11 protein-coding genes are annotated in these 17887 nt (G+C 66.2%); 9 read left to right on the top strand and 2 right to left on the bottom strand.

Annotated elements, in window-relative coordinates; genetic code table 11:
• Positions 1-118 precede the first annotated feature (118 nt).
• A complete protein-coding gene (locus RT551_RS12980; protein ID WP_313459308.1) occupies positions 119-1150 on the top strand; it encodes an NAD(P)-dependent alcohol dehydrogenase in 1032 nt (343 codons plus the stop codon).
• A 232-nt stretch (positions 1151-1382) separates the two neighbouring features.
• On the opposite strand, the gene RT551_RS12975 is transcribed toward RT551_RS12980, so the two are convergent.
• Together RT551_RS12975 and RT551_RS12970 are read right to left on the bottom strand one after the other, a co-directional pair.
• On the bottom strand, positions 1383-1685 hold the full coding sequence (locus RT551_RS12975; protein ID WP_313459305.1) for a hypothetical protein: 303 nt from the start codon (positions 1683-1685) through the stop codon (positions 1383-1385).
• 121 nt (positions 1686-1806) lie between these two features.
• Positions 1807-4134: an arylsulfatase gene (locus tag RT551_RS12970; protein ID WP_313459303.1), complete on the bottom strand. Its 2328-nt coding sequence runs from the start codon at positions 4132-4134 to the stop codon at positions 1807-1809.
• Between the two features lie 543 nt (positions 4135-4677).
• Here RT551_RS12970 and glgA point away from each other — a divergent pair.
• The 8 genes from glgA (at position 4678) to RT551_RS12930 (ending at position 17829) form a co-directional block, all read left to right on the top strand.
• A complete protein-coding gene (glgA, locus tag RT551_RS12965; RefSeq protein ID WP_313459301.1) occupies positions 4678-6252 on the top strand; it encodes a glycogen synthase GlgA in 1575 nt (524 codons plus the stop codon).
• Positions 6249-8195, top strand: a complete 1947-nt coding sequence (gene glgB / locus RT551_RS12960) for a 1,4-alpha-glucan branching protein GlgB (RefSeq protein WP_313459299.1) — start codon at positions 6249-6251, stop codon at positions 8193-8195. The genes glgA and glgB overlap by 4 nt, the downstream gene beginning before the upstream one ends.
• Complete coding sequence (gene treZ / locus RT551_RS12955) at positions 8192-9937, top strand: malto-oligosyltrehalose trehalohydrolase (protein ID WP_313459296.1); 1746 nt, start codon at positions 8192-8194, stop codon at positions 9935-9937. Before glgB ends, treZ begins: the two co-directional genes overlap by 4 nt.
• On the top strand, positions 9934-11757 hold the full coding sequence (locus RT551_RS12950; protein ID WP_313459293.1) for a 4-alpha-glucanotransferase: 1824 nt from the start codon (positions 9934-9936) through the stop codon (positions 11755-11757). Before treZ ends, RT551_RS12950 begins: the two co-directional genes overlap by 4 nt.
• Positions 11754-14312: a malto-oligosyltrehalose synthase gene (treY, locus tag RT551_RS12945; RefSeq protein ID WP_313459290.1), complete on the top strand. Its 2559-nt coding sequence runs from the start codon at positions 11754-11756 to the stop codon at positions 14310-14312. The genes RT551_RS12950 and treY overlap by 4 nt, the downstream gene beginning before the upstream one ends.
• An 82-nt stretch (positions 14313-14394) precedes the next feature.
• On the top strand, positions 14395-14577 hold the full coding sequence (locus RT551_RS12940) for a DUF2934 domain-containing protein (RefSeq protein WP_313459287.1): 183 nt from the start codon (positions 14395-14397) through the stop codon (positions 14575-14577).
• The gene (gene glgX / locus RT551_RS12935) at positions 14564-16672 is read left to right on the top strand and encodes a glycogen debranching protein GlgX (protein ID WP_313459285.1); all 2109 of its coding nucleotides are present in this window, start codon (positions 14564-14566) and stop codon (positions 16670-16672) included. Before RT551_RS12940 ends, glgX begins: the two co-directional genes overlap by 14 nt.
• Positions 16673-17409: 737 nt before the next feature.
• The gene (locus RT551_RS12930; protein WP_313459283.1) at positions 17410-17829 is read left to right on the top strand and encodes a hypothetical protein; all 420 of its coding nucleotides are present in this window, start codon (positions 17410-17412) and stop codon (positions 17827-17829) included.
• Positions 17830-17887 lie beyond the last annotated feature (58 nt).

Below are 17887 nucleotides of genomic sequence, written 5' to 3'. Positions count from 1 at the left end.
CCGGGCTTGCCCGGCTTGCCTGGCGGCACGGATGGCGTCAGCCGGGCAAGCCCGGCTCTACATGATGTTCGCGTCGTGGCGCGCATGCTGGTGATTCCTTCCCCCAAGGACGCACGCGATGAAAGCCGTACGCTTCGTGGAAACCGGACGCCCGCCGGAAATTGTCGATCTTCCCACCCCCACACCGCAGGCAGGACAGATCCTGCTGAAAATCGCTGGCGCGGGCGTCTGCCACTCCGACCTGCACGTGCTTGACGAAGACATGGGCATGAAAGGCCCCTTCACCCTCGGCCACGAAAATGCCGGCTGGATCGCAGGCGTTGGCGAAGGCGTGGAAGGCTGGAAGGAAGGGGATCCGGTGGCGGTGTACGGCCCTTGGGGCTGCGGCCGCTGCCATACCTGCCAGACCTCGGCGGAAAACTACTGCGAGAACCACGCCTCCATCCCCACCTTTGGCGGTGGGCTGGGATCAGATGGCGGCATGGCCGAGTACATGATCGTCCCTTCACCGCGCCTGCTGGTTCCGCTGCGGGGCCTGGAACCGGTGCACGCCGCACCGCTCTCGGACGCGGCGCTGACCCCGTATCACGCGATCAAAGCGGCACTGCCGTTGCTCACACCCGAAGCCACCGTGCTGGTGGTGGGCATCGGCGGGCTGGGGCACATGGCCGTGCAGATCCTGCAGGCGCTGACCCCGGCGCAGCTGATTGCCGCGGATATCGACGATGGCAAGCTGGCGCACGCGCGGCAACTGGGAGTGAAGCACACGGTCAACAGCCGCGACGGCAAGGCGGCAGCGGAGCAGATCCGTGACCTGGCCGGCGCACGCGGTGTGGCGGTGGCATTGGATTTCGTCGGGGCGCAGCCTACCGTGGACCTGTGCACGCAGGTGGTGGGGCGCAACAGCCGGCTTACCGTGGTCGGGCTGGGCGGCGGGACGGTGCATTACGCTGCCAACAACCCGCCGTACGGTTGCCAGGTGACGGTGCCGTATTGGGGGGCACGCACGGAGCTGATGGAGGTGATCGCGTTGGCCGCGTCCGGGCGTATTCGTGCGGATGTGGAAACATTCAAGCTGGACCAGGCGGTGGAGGTTTACCAGCGGCTGCGCGAGGGGCGGATCCACGGTCGGGCGGTATTGGTGCCGTGACGCGATATAGATGCAGGATGATGCGCTGGTAGAGGCGGTCGCAAGACGCCTGCCGGTAACGGTGGTCGGTGCATTGACGCATGGACCCCACCGGGTGCGCGCCTCCGTTCAGAGGTCATGCCCCAATGGGGGATGCACTGTTATCGGCAGTCGACTGTCGTGCGACTCTACCAGCGCATTCCCGGTGCGTTCCCGGTGCACTCCTGTTGCATCGCGCGACCCATCCCGCCCGTTACCGCCCGAGCAAGGACGCCACGGCCTTGCGCAACAGCCAGAGCACGCCCCACAGGATCAGGCCGTTCAACACCATCGCCAGCACGATCAGGGCAATGAATGCCGCCGGGGTCTCCACGCCCAGTGCCATGAAAAACAGCGACCACGGCATGGCCAGCATCAACGCCACCACTGCAGCCAGGCCGTCGGTGGGGACGCCGAACAGGCCCTTGGTTCCGACCAGGAGTACCGCAAGGCCGCCGAGGCAGGCGAGGGCGTAGAGGCCTACGATGACCTGGGCGACGCGCTTTCCTGGGAGCATGTGTTTCATTCCGTGCCGGTGATGCGCGGAGTGTACACAGTCCGCGATGACACGCATGGCGTGTCACTACAGGCGCGGCCCCGTAGTGACGCGCCATGCGCGTCATGCGCGGTGCCTGGCGTCAATCCGCCGCGAATGCGGCGGCGGCCAGCTTCTCCAGATCCAGATATTGCGCCTTCTCCACCGTGACGCCTACGGCCAGAATCTCGCCGCCCTTGAACTCGCCCGGCGTCTTGTACTCGGCACTGACCGCATCACCACTGTCGCGACCGATACACAACCCGTCACCCGACAGCGTGAACTTGCCCAGCTGGGTTTTCATGTCGCCTTCGGCTTCGACCTTGTCATTCACATACAACTTGGTCTTGCCCAGCGACTCACCATGCTCACCCTGGCCGGTCCGCTCGAACTCCATGCCCAGCGTCCACGTGCCCGGCTTCAGTTCGGTGGTGGACACAAAGGCCTGCTCGGGCTTGATGCCGAGGAAGTTGTACACGTAGTACAGCTTGCGGTTCTTGATGAACAGGCTGTGCCCACCAAACCGCGAACCGTGCGCGAAGATAACGCCTGAAGCATCCGCATCCTTGATCTCCACTTCGGCAATGATTTTGTACGAACGCCCACGTACGTTCACCGCCACGCCTTCCGGCACCGGCGAGGTGCCCGGGTAGTAGATGTAGCGTTCGCGCGGGGCTTCGGTGCTCGGGCGTTCGGTGCCCAGCACCTCGGCCGCGGTGCGGTCATCCAGCGGCAGCACGTTGTTGGCCTCGGCTTCGGCGAACCACGCATCCACCAGTGCTTTCAGCTTGTCCGGATGTTCCTTGGCGAGGTCCTTGGACTCGGAGCGGTCCTCATCCACGTTGTACAGCTCCCAGCGGTCCTGGTCGAAGTGGCCCTTGCTGGTCAGCGGCGCGTGCACGGCCGCGGCCTTCCAGCCGTTCTCCCAGATCCCGCGGGTGCCCAGCATCGCGTAGTACTGGCGCTTCTTCTGGGTCGGGCCGTCCTTCTCGAAGCTGTACTTCATCGACACACCCGAGAGCGGATGCTGCTTCACGCCGCGATTGGTGTCAGGCATCGGAATGCCGATCGACTCCAGGATGGTCGGCACGATGTCCACTGCGTGGTGGTATTGATTGCGCACCTCGCCTTTGGCCTTGATACCCTTGGGCCAGTGGATCACCATCGGGCAGCAGGTGCCGCCGGCATATTCGGAATAGCGCTTGAACATCTTGTACGGGGCCGAGAAGGCCGCCGCCCAACCGGTGGGGTAGTGGTTGTAGGTTTCCGGGCCGCCCAGCACGTCGATGTACTTCAGGTTCTCTTCCAGCGAATCGGGGTAGTTGTTGAAGAACTTGTTCTCGTTCACCGAACCGGTCGGGCTGCCTTCACCGGACGCGCCGTTGTCGGAACAGTAGAAGATGATGGTGTTCTCCAGCTGGCCGCTCTTTTCCAGATAGTCAACAATGCGGCCGACCTGGGCGTCGGTGTACTCGGAGAAGCCGGCATACACCTCGGCCATGCGCGCGAACAGGCGCTTCTCGTCCGCGCTCAGGCCATCCCAGGGCTTCACATAGTCGGCGGCGTTGGCCTGGTCTTCGGGCATCGGATTGAAGTCGGGCACCTCAGTGCCAGCGGGCAGCATGCCTTTCTCGATCATGCGCGGCACTACCCACTTGCGGTAGGCGTCGTAGCCTTCGTCGAACTTGCCCTTGTACTTGTCGATGTATTCCTTGGGCGCGTGATGCGGGGCGTGATTGGCACCCGGGCAGAACCACATGAACCACGGCTTGGAGGGGTTGGAGGCTTTCTGGTCGCGGATCATCTGCAGCGCCTGGTCGGTCAGGTCGCGCGACAGGTGGTAGCCATCTTCCGGGCCGTAGGGCTGGTCGATGAAGACGTTGTCCTGGGTGAGGTCCGGGTACCATTGATTGGTTTCGCCGCCGAGGAAGCCGTAATAGCGGTCGAAGCCTTTCTGCAATGGCCATTCAGATTTCGGGCCACCGGCGCAGATGTCCTGTTCGGGCACGTTGTGGTCTTTGCCGATCCAGAAGGTGCTGTAGCCGTTGTCCTGCAGCACTTGGCCGACCGACATGCATTCTTCCGGCACGCGACCGCTCCAGCCGGGGAAGCCGTTGGCGGTTTCGGTGATGGCGGACATGCCATTCAGGTGGTGATTGCGCCCGGTGAGGAAGCAGGAGCGGGTAGGGGAGCACAGCGCGGTGGTGTGCCATTGGGTGTAGGTGAGGCCGTTGTCTGCCAGCTTCTGCAGGGTGGGCATGTTGATCGCGCCGCCGTAGGGTTCCCATGCAGCCTGACCGGTGTCGTCGTAGAGCACGATCAGGATGTTGGGGGCATCCTTGGGCGCGGTGGGCGACAGGAACGGTGCCCAGTCAGCTTTGGAATCGCGGATGTCGAGCTTGATCACGCCTTTGAACGGGGGCTTGGACATGGCAGGGCCTTCCTTCGCGGGGGAGGAAGGCAGTGGACCATCCCGTGGATGGAGCGACCTCTGTAAAGCTACTTAGGCGGCTTCAGTAGATTCGGTAGAGGCGGTCGCAAGACGCCTGCCGATAACGGTGATCGGTGCATTAACGCATGGACCCTGCCGGGCCTATGCCTCCGTTCCGCGTTCATGCCCCACCGGTTGATGCAACGCCATCGGCAGTCGACTGTCGTGCGACTCTACCCCGGCACGATCCGTCACACAATCCGCGGCACGATCCGCGGCACGCCCCCGCGACCCATGGCCCCACGACCGCACGCCGCCCTGCACGCCCCGCCGTAATGCCGTCAGCGCATCAGCTGATGGGCAGCCCGCATGAGCTGTCACGAATACATCTCGGGTCTTTCACGACCGGTTGATTCACCCCCGGTATAGATTGCAGGTGTGACCTCGCCACGCTTCTGTGGCAACCGTCCCCTGACGTGACCATTCCGCAGCCGCACGCCGGCTGCGGCGGCGATCTGTTCCCCCATTCGTGACGTGCCCCCCATGAACGCTGTCGCCGAGTTTGTGCCTGCTGTTGCGCCGTTGGCTGCGCTGCATCCAACACTTTCGTCTTCACCCCTGCGCCGCGACCTGCGCGGACGTTTCCTGCCACGCCGGCGGGTGACGGCCGGCCAGCGTGTGCTGTTTGTCGTGTCGGAGATGGCGGACTTCGTCAAGGCCGGTGGCCTGGGTGATGTGGCCGCCTCTCTGCCGCGCGCGTTGCGCAGCACCTGCGATGTCCGCGTGCTGATTCCCGGTTACCCCGAGGTGCTCAAGCGCCTGCACCGCCTGGAGCGGGTGGGAATGACCGCCCCGCGCGGCGCGCTGCCTGCGTGCGTGCTGGCACGGGCCGAACAGAAGGACGGGCTGCCCGTCTACGTGCTGATGAACAGGCAGTTGTTCGAGCGCAACGGCAGCCCCTATGTGGACGAGCATGGTCGCGAATGGGCGGACAACGCCGTGCGCTTTGCCACGCTGGCGCATGCGGCGTCACAGATTGCGGCCGGCAGGGTGGATGCGGAATGGGTGCCGCAGCTGCTGCACCTGAACGACTGGCCCAGCGCATTGGCGGCGGCCTATGTGCGCTGGGATGGCATCCCCGTACCGACCCTTCTGACCATTCACAACCTGGCCTATCAGGGGCTTTATCCGCTCGATCTCGCCCCTGCACTGGGCATTCCCAACATGTGCCTGGACGACCTGCGCTTCCACGGCCAGCTGTCCTTCCTGCAGGCAGGCATCGTCAACGCCACACGCCTGAATACGGTCAGCGTCCGTTACGCGCGCCAGATCACCGCGCCCGACGATGGCTGTGGCCTGCACGAACTGCTGGCGCGCCGGGCCGCGCGCGGTCACCTGAGTGGCATCGTCAATGGCATTGATGCCAGCTGGGACCCACGCAGCGACCAGCACCTGCGCGCCCATTTCAGCGTCGAGCGCTGCGAGGGCCGTCAGGCCAACGCGGAAAGCGTGCGCGCCCACTTCGGCCTGCGCCCGGGTAATGGCCCACTGTTCGCCGTGGTATCGCGACTGGTGCACCAGAAAGGACTCGACCTCACCTGCGAAGTGGCACCACAGATCGTGGCGGCCGGTGGGCAGCTGGTGGTGATCGGCGGCGGCGAGCCGCAGGTGGAACACCAGGTGCGCGAGCTGGCGCAGCGCCATCCCGGCCAGGTCGGCGCCTTCATCGGCTTCGAGGAAGGGCTGGCACGTCAGATGTTCGCCGGTGCCGACTTTCTGCTGATGCCCTCGCGCTTTGAACCCTGCGGGCTGAGCCAGATGTATGCGCAGCGCTTCGGCTGCCTGCCGGTGGCGCATGCCACGGGAGGGCTGGTCGACACCGTGGATGATGGGGTCACCGGCTTCCTGTTCAACGCGCCCACCGCAGACAGCATGCGCAATGGCGTGGCGCGCGCCCTGCGCACGTATCGCATGCCGGGATTGCTTCAGGCCATGCGGCGCGCCGCGATGATGCGCCCCAGCGGCTGGGAGGTGGCCGGCAAGCAGTACGTGGATCTGTACCAGCAGGCCCACCAGCAACTGCAGCCGGCGCAGGCGTCGGTGGCGGTAGCGGCATGATGGCAGGGCAGGGCGAAGCACCCGCGGTGGTGGACATCGAGGACGTTGTCGGGCACGGGAAAGACCTGCTTGACGACACCTTGTTGCAGCAGCTGCACGAAGGCAGCGCCGATGCCATGCGTGCACTCGGCGCGGTGCCGATGCAGCGTCACGGTGTGGACGGCGTGCGCTTCGCCGTGTGGGCACCGAATGCGCGGCATGTGACGGTGGTAGGCGACTTCAACCACTGGGACGGCGCGCGCCATCCCATGCGCCTGCGTGCATCAGCCGGCGTCTGGGAGTGTTTCATTGCCCACGTCCGCGTGGGCGAGCGCTACAAATTCCGGATTACCGCCGCAGATGGGCAGGTGCTGCCGGACAAGGCTGACCCCATGGCGCGTTGGGCCGAGCTGGCACCGGCGACCGCCTCGCGCATCCCTGATGCCACGCCCTTCGCCTGGCACGACGCCGACTGGATGGCGCAACGCGCGCACTGGCGACAGGCTCCGCTGTCCATCTACGAAGTGCACGCGCCCTCCTGGCAGCGTGACGAACAGGGCGGGACGCTGGACTGGCAGACGCTGGGCGACCGGCTCATTCCGCACGTGCAGACACTGGGCTTCACCCACGTGGAGCTGCTACCCATCAGCGAGCACCCGTTTGGCGGCAGCTGGGGGTATCAGCCGTTGGGGCTGTACGCACCCACCGCCCGGCATGGCACCCCCGCGGAGTTCGCCAGGTTCGTCGATCGCTGTCACCAGGCCGGGATTGGCGTGATCGTGGACTGGGTCGGGGCACATTTCCCGGACGACGGCCACGGGCTGCAGCGCTTCGATGGCACCGCGCTGTACGAACATGCCGACCCGCGCGAAGGTTTCCACGCGGACTGGCACACCCTGATCTACAACTACGGGCGCCATGAGGTCGGGGCCTATCTGCTGGGCAGCGTGCTGGAATGGGTGGAGCGCTTCCATCTGGACGGCGTGCGCATGGATGCGGTGGCGTCGATGCTGTACCGCGATTACAGCCGGCGCGATGGCGAGTGGATTCCGAACGAGCATGGCGGCCGCGAGAACCTGCAGGCGGTGGCCTTCCTGCGGCACATGAATGGCACCCTGCGCGCGCGGCATCCGGATGTGATGCTGATTGCCGAGGAATCCACGGCATGGCCGGGCGTCACCGTCGCGCCGGAACACGGCGGGCTGGGCTTCACCCACAAATGGAACATGGGCTGGATGCACGACACACTGGGCTACATGCAGCGCGACCCGGCGCATCGCCGCTGGCACCATGGCGAGATGACGTTCGGGCTGGTGTATGCCTTCTCCGAGCGCTATGTGCTGCCGCTGTCACACGACGAAGTGGTGCATGGCAAGGGCTCGATGCTGCAGCGCATGCCGGGTGACGACTGGCAGCGCTTCGCGCAGCTGCGCGCCTATTACGCGTTCATGTGGGCCCACCCCGGCAGCAAACTGCTGTTCATGGGCAGCGAGTTCGGCCAGTCCGGCGAGTGGCAGCACGACCATGCGCTGGACTGGGACAAGGCCGGGCAGCCGCTGAATCAAGGGCTGATGCGGCTGATGGGCGACCTTAATCGCCAGTTGCGCACCCAGCCGGCGTTGCATCGCGATGAGCAGAACGAACAGGGCTTCCGCTGGAGCATCGGCGATGACGCGGCCAACAGTGTGTTCGCCTTCGTGCGCCATGACCCGGCCGGTGTTGCTGCACCGGTGCTGGTGATCAGCAACCTGACCCCGGTGGTGCGTCACGCATACGGCGTGGGTGTCCCGCAGGCGGGCATGTGGCAGGAGCTGCTCAACACCGATAGCGGCTGGTACGGCGGTGGCAATGTCGGCAATGGCGGCGCGGTCGCCACCCGGCCGGTGCCGCTGCATGGCCAGCCGCAGTCGCTGTCCCTGACCCTGCCGCCGCTGGCCACACTGTACCTGCAGGTCACGGCATGAACGCGCGGCCGGAACGACTGGGGGCATGGCCCCTGGCGGACGGGCGTACCCGTTTCCGGCTGTGGTCCCCGGCGGCGCGGGCGGTGTCGCTGGTGTTGTGCGGCGAGGACCAGCCGATGCAGCCGGAAGGTGATGGGCTGTTCGCCGTCGACACGCTGGCTCCGGAAGGAACCCCGTACCGTTTCCGCATCGACGGTGATGCGCAGGTGCCTGACCCGGCCTCGCGCTGGCAGCCGCACGGCGTGGACGGTGCCAGCGCGGTACTCGGTGAGGACAACCATGCGTGGCAGACACCCGATTGGCGCGGGCGGCCGTGGCACGAGCTGGTCATCTACGAGGTCCACGCGGGCTGCAGTGGTGGATTCGAGGGGCTGCGCGCGCAGTTGCCGGCGCTGGCGGCGATGGGCATCACCGCGCTGGAGCTGATGCCGGTGGCGCAGTTTCCGGGGCGTCGCAACTGGGGCTATGACGGCGTGTTCCCGTATGCGCCGGCAGAGGCCTATGGTCGACCGGAGGCGTTGAAGGCACTGGTCGATGCGGCCCACGCACAGGGCATGGCGGTGCTGCTGGACGTGGTCTACAACCACTTCGGGCCCATGGGCAACCTGCTGGCCGGGTATGCGCCGTCGTTCTTCGACTCCGGCCGTAGTACGCCCTGGGGCGCGGCCATCGATTTCAACCAGGCGCAGGTGCGCCGGTTCTTCATCGACAACGCGTTGATGTGGATGCAGGAGTACCAATTCGACGGCCTGCGGCTGGATGCAGTGCATGCGATTGATTCGGACGCCTTCCTGCAACAGCTGAGCGATGAAGTGCACGCCAGCGTGGGAGCAACGCGCCATGTGCATCTGGTATTGGAGAACGAGCGCAACCAGGCACGCTGGCTGCGCGGCACTTATCAGGCGCAGTGGAACGACGATTATCACAACGCGCTGCACGTGCTGCTGACCGGTGAGCATGAGGGCTACTACGCTGACTACGCGGGTCCCGGCCTGGCCGCGTCGCTGCTGGCGCGCTGCCTGGGCGAGGGCTTTGCCTGGCAGGGACAGAAAACGCCGCGCGATGTGGCCCGGGGCGAACCCAGTGGCGACCTGCCGCCAGCACGCTTCGTGGCCTTTGCACAGAACCACGACCAGGTGGGCAACCGCGCTTTCGGCGAGCGGCTGAGCACGCTGGTGTCACCTGCGCACGCGCGCCTGGCCACCGCACTCACGGTACTCGTGCCGATGGTGCCGCTGCTGTTCATGGGTGAGCCGTGGCAGGCGCGGACGCCGTTCCTGTTCTTCACCGATTTTCCGCCGCCGCTGGACGAGGCCGTGCGCGAGGGACGACGTCGCGAGTTTGCCGCGTTCTCTGCCTTCAGTGACCCGGCAGCGCGTGCGTCCATCCCCGACCCGAACGATCCGCAGACGTTTGCCGCCTCGGTGGTGGAGCTGCCGGGGGCCGACGACGTTGAGGCACGCGCCACGTTGGCCTGGTTCACGGAACTGCTGGCATTGCGCAGGCAGTACCTGCAGCCCGGGCTGGAGGCGGCGCGCTCGCTGGGGACACAGGTGTTGTCCGACCACGCGGTGCAGGCTGGCTGGCAGCTGCCGAGCGGGGAATGGTGGCTTGCGTTCAACGCGGGCGAAACGCCGGTGCGGCATTCGCTTCCCGTGGGCAACTGCGTGCTGCAGCAGGGACACAGCGATGCGCGCCAGCTGGGACCGGGCAGCCTGCGCGTGCACTGGGTGATGCGATGAGCCTCCCGGCAGCCTTGAAACAACGTGCCCACCGCGCCGGCCTGATGGTGGAGTGGGTGGACGTCAACGGTGCGCCGCAGACGGTGGACGCAGCGGTGGTGTCCCAGGTGCTGTCGCTGCTGCCGGAGGCCGACACGCGGTCGCCGCCGCTGCTGACCGGCCGGGTTGAACGACCGGTGCACATCGCAGGCAGTGCTGACGGCGATGCGGTGTGGGTGGATGAGCAGGGCATCGCCAGCGTTGCCGTGCCGCAGGGGCCGGGCAGCTGGCGCGCGCCCTCGGTGCCGGGCTACTGGCGCTGGGAGCAGCAGGGGCGGCAGCAACAGGTGGCGGTTGCCCCGCTGCGTGCCTGGTATCCGGCCCAGAGTGGCCCCGCGCGTGACTGGGGCCTGGCCGCGCAGGTGTACAGCCTGCGCAGCGCGGGTGATGGCGGTATTGGCGACAGCGCAGGTGGTGCGGCGTGGGTACGGCGGCTGGCCGCCCAAGGTGGCAGTGCGTTGGCACTGAGCCCCATCCACGCCGCCATGCCCATTCGCGCCGGGTACAGCCCGTACTCGCCATCGGACCGGTTGGCGCTGGAGTGCCTGCATGCCGCGCCGCTGCAAGTGCTGCCGGAAGCGGCCGCCGCGGTGCGTTCGGCCGACCCGGCGCTGGATGAAGCGCTGGCTGCGCACGAGCGTGCGCTGCAGATCGACTGGCCCGCCGCCGCAGCCGCCAAACGCACGTGGATCAGCCGCTTGCCGGACTGGCTGCAGCGGCATGACCCGGTGCGCTGGCGACAGATCGGCGCGGATATGGCCGCCGATGATCCGCTGCCCGGCGACAGCGACGCCGCGTTTGCGCGCTGGCTGGCCCGCACCGGTTGGCAGCAGGTGCAGCAGCAGGCGCGTGCGGCGCAGCTGCGCATTGGATTGATTGCGGACCTGGCGGTCGGCTTTGATCCGCACGGGGCCGAAGCCCGGCGAAATCCGGCGGCGGTGCTGCAGGGGCTGGAGCTGGGCGCGCCCCCCGACGCCTTCAATCCACTGGGGCAGAGCTGGGGTATCACGAGCTACGCGCCGCACGCGCTGGTGGAACAGGGCTACGCACCGTTCATTGCGTTGCTGCGGGCGGTGATGGCCGACCGCGGTGGCATCCGCATCGACCACATCCTCGGCTTGAACCGTCTGTGGGTGGTGCCGCAGGGGGCAGGTGCCGCGCATGGCGCGTACCTGCGGTATCCGTTCCAGGACCTGATCAATCTGCTGGTGCTGGAATCGTGGCGGCACGGCTGCATCGTGATCGGTGAAGACCTGGGCGTGGTGCCGCCCGGCATTCGTGACACCCTGGCCGAGCGCGGCATTCTGGGCATCGATGTGCTGGCCTTCAGTCGTGACCGGGAAGGCTTCTGGCCGCCCTCGCGCTGGCGTGATTCGGCCGTGGCGATGAGCTCCACGCATGACCTGCCGCCGGTGGCCGGCTGGCTGGCAGGGCGCGACCTGGACTGGCACGTGCAGCTGGGCTGGTCAGACACCACGGCGGCGCATGCATTGCGCGGGGAACGGGCGCGGCAGGTGGCCGAGCTGGGCATGCTGGCACGCCAGCACGGCATTGCATCGGACGATCCGCACAGCGATGCGCTGGCGGTCACCGCCCTGTCTGCGGCTCCGTTGGCGTTGCTGCCACTGGAGGACGCGCTGGGTCTGAGCGAGCAACCGAATCTGCCCGGCACCGTACACGAGCACCCGAACTGGCAGCAGCGGTTGCCGGACGCGGAGGATCCCGTGTTGAACAGCCGCCTGAAGCGCTTCTCGGAACTGCGCACGCAGGTGCCTGCATGACGCCCCTGCGCGCCACGCTGCGGCTGCAACTGCACGCCGGCTTTCCGTTCGCTGCAGCGCAGGCACAGCTGGACTACGCCGCCGCGCTGGGCATCAGCCACCTGTATCTGTCACCGGTGGCACAGGCTGTGCCGGGGTCGACACACGGCTACGACGGTATTGATCCCACCCGGGTCAGCGCCGAACTGGGCGGCGAGGGCGGTTTCGTGGCCTTGGCGCAGGCGGCGCGCGCACGTGGCATGGGCATCATTCTGGACTGGGTGCCGAACCACCTGGCGGTCGATACCCGAAACCCCTGGTGGAACCACCTGCTGATGCACGGGCGGCGCAGCGCCTTCGCTGACTGGTTCGACATCGAGTGGGACGCCCCTGGCTGCGAAGGACGGCTGTGGTTGCCGGTGCTGGACCGCCCTCTTTCGAAGGCGGTGGAGCAGGGCGCGTTGCGGCTGATCCAGCACCACGACGCGGTGCTGCTGGAGCATCATGACCAGCATTGGCCGGTCAGCCCGCTGGGGCTGCCGGAGCCCGCCGATCTGGCGGCCTGGATCGAGCGCTGCAACCACAGCCCGGCCCACCTGCGCCGTGTACTTGAGCACCAGGCGTATCGACTGGCGTGGTGGCGCAGCGGCCCGGACCGGGTCAACTACCGACGCTTCTTCGATATCAACGGGCTGGTGGCGCTGCGGGTGGAACGCGCGGATGTGTTCAGCGCGGTGCACGGGCTGCCGCTGCGGCTGGCCCGCGAAGGATGGATCGACGGGCTGCGCATCGACCATGTGGACGGACTGGCAGATCCGGCCGGGTACCTGCTGCAGCTGCGGGCGGCGCTGGACGAAGCAGCGGCGGTGCGGGGGTTGGAGCCCGGGTCACTCAGCCTGCATGTGGAGAAGATACTGGCCGTGGACGAAGTGCTTCCAGCGGGATGGGCCTGCGATGGCACCACCGGGTATGACTTCATGGACCAGGCCAGCGCGGTGCTGCACGATGGCACCGGGAAGGACGCGCTAGATGCGGCCTGGAGCAGTGCCAGCGGGCACGGCGCGGACGCGCACGCCATCGAGCAGGAGGCACGCGATCTGATTCTGGGCAGCGCCTTGCAGGCAGACCTGGACCGTTGCCTGCGCAGCCTGCAGCACGGGCAGGCGCAGGCGCTGCAGGACGCCGACCTCACGCCGCGCATGCTGGAGCGCGCCGTCCGTGCGCTGCTGCGCCACTTCCCGGTGTACCGCACCTACGGCCTGCACGATGCACAGGACCGCGAGGTGCTGGAGCGTGCGTGCGCGGCGGCGGCGGCCGAGCTGGAGGGCGGTGGCCAGTCGGCGCTGAGCTGGTTGCGGCAGCGCCTGCTGGATGCAGCGCACCTTGCCGCCGAACCCGAACCCGTGGTGCGGTTGGAGCAGCTGGCGGCACCGCTCAATGCCAAGGCCGTTGAAGACACGATGTTCTATCGCCATGGTCGGTTGCTGTCGCGCAATGAGGTTGGCAGCGACCCGGCGACACTGGCCTTGTCTGCGTCGGCGTTCTTTGCGCTGGCAGAGGCGCGTCGTGCACGCTTTCCGCGTGCGCTGCTGGCGCTGGCCACGCACGATCACAAGCGCGGCCCCGATGCGCGCATGCGTCTGGCGGTGCTTTCCGCCTGGCCGCAGGCGTGGAAGCAGGCGCTGGCGCAATGGCAGGACCACTGTCTGCACGCCGGACGCCCGGTGCCGCTGCCCGGTGCGCAGGCGTACCTGCTGTGGCAGACGTTGCTGGCCAGCTGGCCGCTGGACATCGATGACGAAGGCGAAGCCTTCTCTGCGCGCGTGGCGCAGTGGCTGCGCAAAGCCCTTCGCGAAGGCAAACAGATCAGCCATTGGAGTGATCCTGACACCGCGCTGGAGGACGCTGCCTGCGCCTGGGTGGAATGGCTGTGCTGCGACCCCTCATCGCGTGCGTTGCGCGAGCAGATGCGCGACTTCCTCTCCGCAGTGGCGGCCGCCGGCGCACGACTGAGCCTGGCCCAGCTGGCATTGCAGCTGACCTGTCCCGGCGTTCCCGACATCTACCAGGGTTCGGAAGGCTGGGACACCAGTCTGGTGGACCCCGACAACCGCCGCCCGGTCGACTTTGACGTACGCCGCGCGTGGCTGGACGACACGCGCCCGTGGCATGCACTGCTCAACGACTGGCGCAGCGGTGCGCCCAAGGCCCGGTTGCTGCGCACGCTGCTGCAGCTGCGCCAGGCGCGACCCGAATTGTTCGCGCAGGGCACGCTGCAGCCCCTGCAGGTGACGGGTGCCACCGATGCCCTGCTGTTCGTCAGGCGCTGGCAGCAGCAGGTATTGCTGGTCGGCGTACTCACGCGGCCGGGTGAACCGGAGCAGACCCGCGAAAGCCTGGTCGCCCACGCCCCACTCGAAGGTCACCTGCTGCAGGGCCTTCCGCCCGGCCGCTACCGCAATGTGCTGGACGGCCGCGCGTGGACGCATACAGATGAGCAGATCGCGCTGGCGGACCTGTTCGCAGGTTCCCCGGTCGCCCTGTGGGAAACCGTAGAGCCGGGCTTGCCCGGCTAGCAAGATCGCAAGTTGCAGGAAACCGTAGAGCCGGGCTTGCCCGGCTAGCAAGATTGCACGATTAACGAAATGGAGCACCACGATGGACGATGAAGAACGCCGCCAGCGCACAGAACAGCTCGCACACCAGATCTGGGAAGCCGAAGGCCGCCCGGAAGGCCAACAGGAGCGGCATTGGCACATGGCCGAACGTCTGGTAGCCGCGGAACTGGCAGTCCGTCAGCTCGAGCGCAACGCAGAGGAGGGCACACATGGCGCGTCGTGAGCCGGTACAAAGCTCGCGGGTGCGCGAAGGCCGACCCTATCCGCTGGGCGCGACCTGGGACGGCCTGGGCGTCAACTTCGCCCTGTACTCCCGGCACGCGACCAAGGTAGAGCTGTGTCTGTTCGACGCGCGTGGGCGCGAGCAGGAGCGCATCACCCTGCCGGAGTACACCGATGAGATCTGGCACGGCTACCTGCCGGATGCGCGGCCCGGGCAGCGCTACGGTTACCGCGTGCACGGCCCGTACGCACCCGACGCGGGCCACCGCTTCAATCCCAACAAGCTGCTGCTGGATCCCTATGCCAAGCAGATCGTCGGTGAGCTGAAATGGGCGCCGCATCTGTTCGGCTACACGCTGGGGCACCGCGATGCCGACCTCAGCTTCGACCGGCGCGACAGTGCCAATTACATGCCCAAGTGCGCGGTAATCGACCCGGCCTTCAGCTGGGGCAACGAGCGTGCGCCCGCTACGCCGTGGGAGCGCACCGTTATCTACGAGGGGCATGTGCGTGGCTTGACCATGCGCCACCCGCAGATTGCCGAAGCCGATCGCGGCACCTTCTCGGCCTTGCGCAATGATGCGCTGGTGGATCACCTGAACTACCTGGGCGTGACTGCCATCGAGCTGCTGCCAGTGCATGCCTTCATTGATGACCAGCACCTGCTCCAGCAAGGGCTGCGCAACTATTGGGGTTACAACTCCATCGGTTTCTTCGCGCCACACCCGCGCTATCTGTCACTGGGAACGGTGGCCGAGTTCAAGCAGATGGTGGCGCGGCTGCACCACGCCGGGCTGGAGGTGATTCTGGACGTGGTCTACAACCACACCGCCGAAGGAAACGAGCTCGGACCCACGTTGTCGTTCAAGGGCATCGACAACGCCAGTTACTACCGGCTGGCGGACGACCGTCGCTATTACATCAACGACACCGGTACCGGAAACACCTTCGATCTGACCAATGCCGGCGCGCTGCGCATGGTGATGGATTCGCTGCGCTATTGGGTGACGGAGATGCGGGTAGATGGGTTCCGCTTTGATCTGGCCACCATTCTCGGGCGTGAGCGCCATGGCTTCGATGCGTCGGGGAGCTTCCTCGATGCGGTACGCCAGGATCCGATTCTGGGGCAGGTCAAGCTGATCGCGGAGCCCTGGGACATTGGCCCGGGGGGCTACCAGCTGGGTAACTTCGCGCCGGGCTGGGCGGAATGGAATGACAAGTTCCGTGACACCGTGCGCGGCCTGTGGCGTGGCGATGCGGGGCAGCTGGCCGACTTCGCGACGCGCTTCAACGGCTCCTCCGACCTGTTCGACCGGCAGGGGCGGCGGCCGTCCTCCAGCGTCAACTTCATCACCGCGCACGATGGCTTCACGCTGCATGACCTGGTGAGCTACGCGCACAAGCACAACGAGGCCAATGGCGAGGACAATCGCGATGGCCACGAGCACAACCTGTCCAGCAACCATGGCGTGGAGGGCGATACGCAGGAGCCGGGCATACTGGCGCTGCGCGGACAGCAGATGCGCAACCTGCTGGCCACGCTGCTGTTGTCGCAGGGCACGCCGATGCTGCTGGCCGGTGATGAGTTCGCACACAGCCAGCAGGGCAACAACAACGCCTACTGCCAGGACAATGAACTGAGCTGGATCGACTGGGACAAGGCCGCCCAGCCCGCCGCGCAGGCGCAGGCCGCGTTCGTGCGCCGGGTGCTGGCATTGCGGCGTCGTTACGCGCTGCTGCGTCGCAATCGTTTTCTGCGGGGCGAGGTGGATGTTGAGCTTGGGGTCAGCGACATCCGCTGGTGCCGCCCGGATGGCCAACCGATGCAGGAGGCGGATTGGCATGATGCCGAGCGCCGTGCGCTGGGGATCGTGCTGGATGGGCGCAGCCCTGACAGCGGACTGCGGGAACCCGGTCGGCATGTCAGCCTGGCACTGCTGCTCAATGCCGGTACCGAGCCCGTGCGGTTCGCGGTGGGGGATGAAGCGCTGAGCTTCCGCAAGGTGCTGCTGCAGACGCCGGAGGCACCGCTGGAAAGCGACGAGCAGGGAGGGTGGGTGTTGCCGGCGCACAGTCTGTGCCTGTTGGCGGCGTGATGATTCTGCCGGATGGGACGGGGGCCTTGGTAGAGGCGGTCGCAAGACGCCTGCCGATAACGGTGATCGATGCTTTAACGCATGGACTTCACCCGGGCCAACACCTCCGTTCCCGGTTCATGCCCCACCGGGCGTTGAACCGTTATCGGCGGTCGACTGTCGTGCGACCCTACCAATGCACATCACCCGTTCCCACGTTCGGATGGTGGCGTTGGTAGAGGCGGTCGCAAGACGCCTGCCGATAACGGTGATCGGCGCTTTAGCGAATGGACCCCACTGGGCCAACGCCTCCGTTCCCGGTTCATGCCCCACCGGGCGTTGAGCCGTTATCGGCGGTCGACTGTCGTGCGACCCTACCAATGCACATCACCCGTTCCCACGTTCGGATGGTGGCCTTGGTAGAGGCGGTCGCAAGACGCCTGCCGATAACGGCGATCGGTGCTTTAACGTATGGACCCCACCGGGCCAACGCCTCCGTTCCCCGTTCATGCCCCTCCGGCGATACATCGTCATCGGCAGTTGAGGTTTGTAGCGCTTACTTTGCGCCCAAGAGACTCAGGAGTGAGATACGCCCTGCCAACGTATCTCACTTGCAAGGCGTCGGCGTCCAGATCACCGGTGTGATCCTTTACCGAAGATGTTTCAATTCCCGGTAACCTCGATCTCGCTGTAAGCGTTGCCCGGCGCTTGGGTGCTGAGTCTGCAGATCGGGGAATCCTGGGAGCGGAGATGGAGATATGGTCAGATTGCTTATTCTCATTGTTTCTTTGCTGGGTCTGCTGGCGCTACCTGGAATTGCATCTGGCGACGAAAGCCAAGCACTGAGGGGCACCTATTCAAACCTGTGCATACACCCCGATACGGGAGACCTGCTGGGAATTGAACTGTCCTTCGTCAGTGAGGCGGAAGGCGGCTATGTACTCGTGCAGAGATACGAGGGAGGGCCCATTGTTCCAGAGCTCATGAAAATCAAGAGCCGAGGCGACCGTATCGTGCTTGCAGTCGGAGATTCGGACTCCATTGCACTGCAGAGGACAGGGGGCGGTGTTCGCGCGACCTATCTTGATGGTCAGCAAAGTCGCCTGGGCACAGCAGTTGAAAATCTGATCTCATCATTACCCGTTTGGCAAGGAAAGAAACCTGCCTTATGCAGGTAAAGGCACATGACGCCGCTTGACGACTCCGATCCCCTGAAGTGCCTTGGTGATAGGCCGA

Source organism: Stenotrophomonas sp. (assembly GCF_032103445.1).
In the GTDB taxonomy this organism is placed as follows: domain Bacteria; phylum Pseudomonadota; class Gammaproteobacteria; order Xanthomonadales; family Xanthomonadaceae; genus Stenotrophomonas.
Note: the sequence above shows the minus strand (reverse complement) of the source record. Positions and strands in the feature narration are given on the sequence as shown.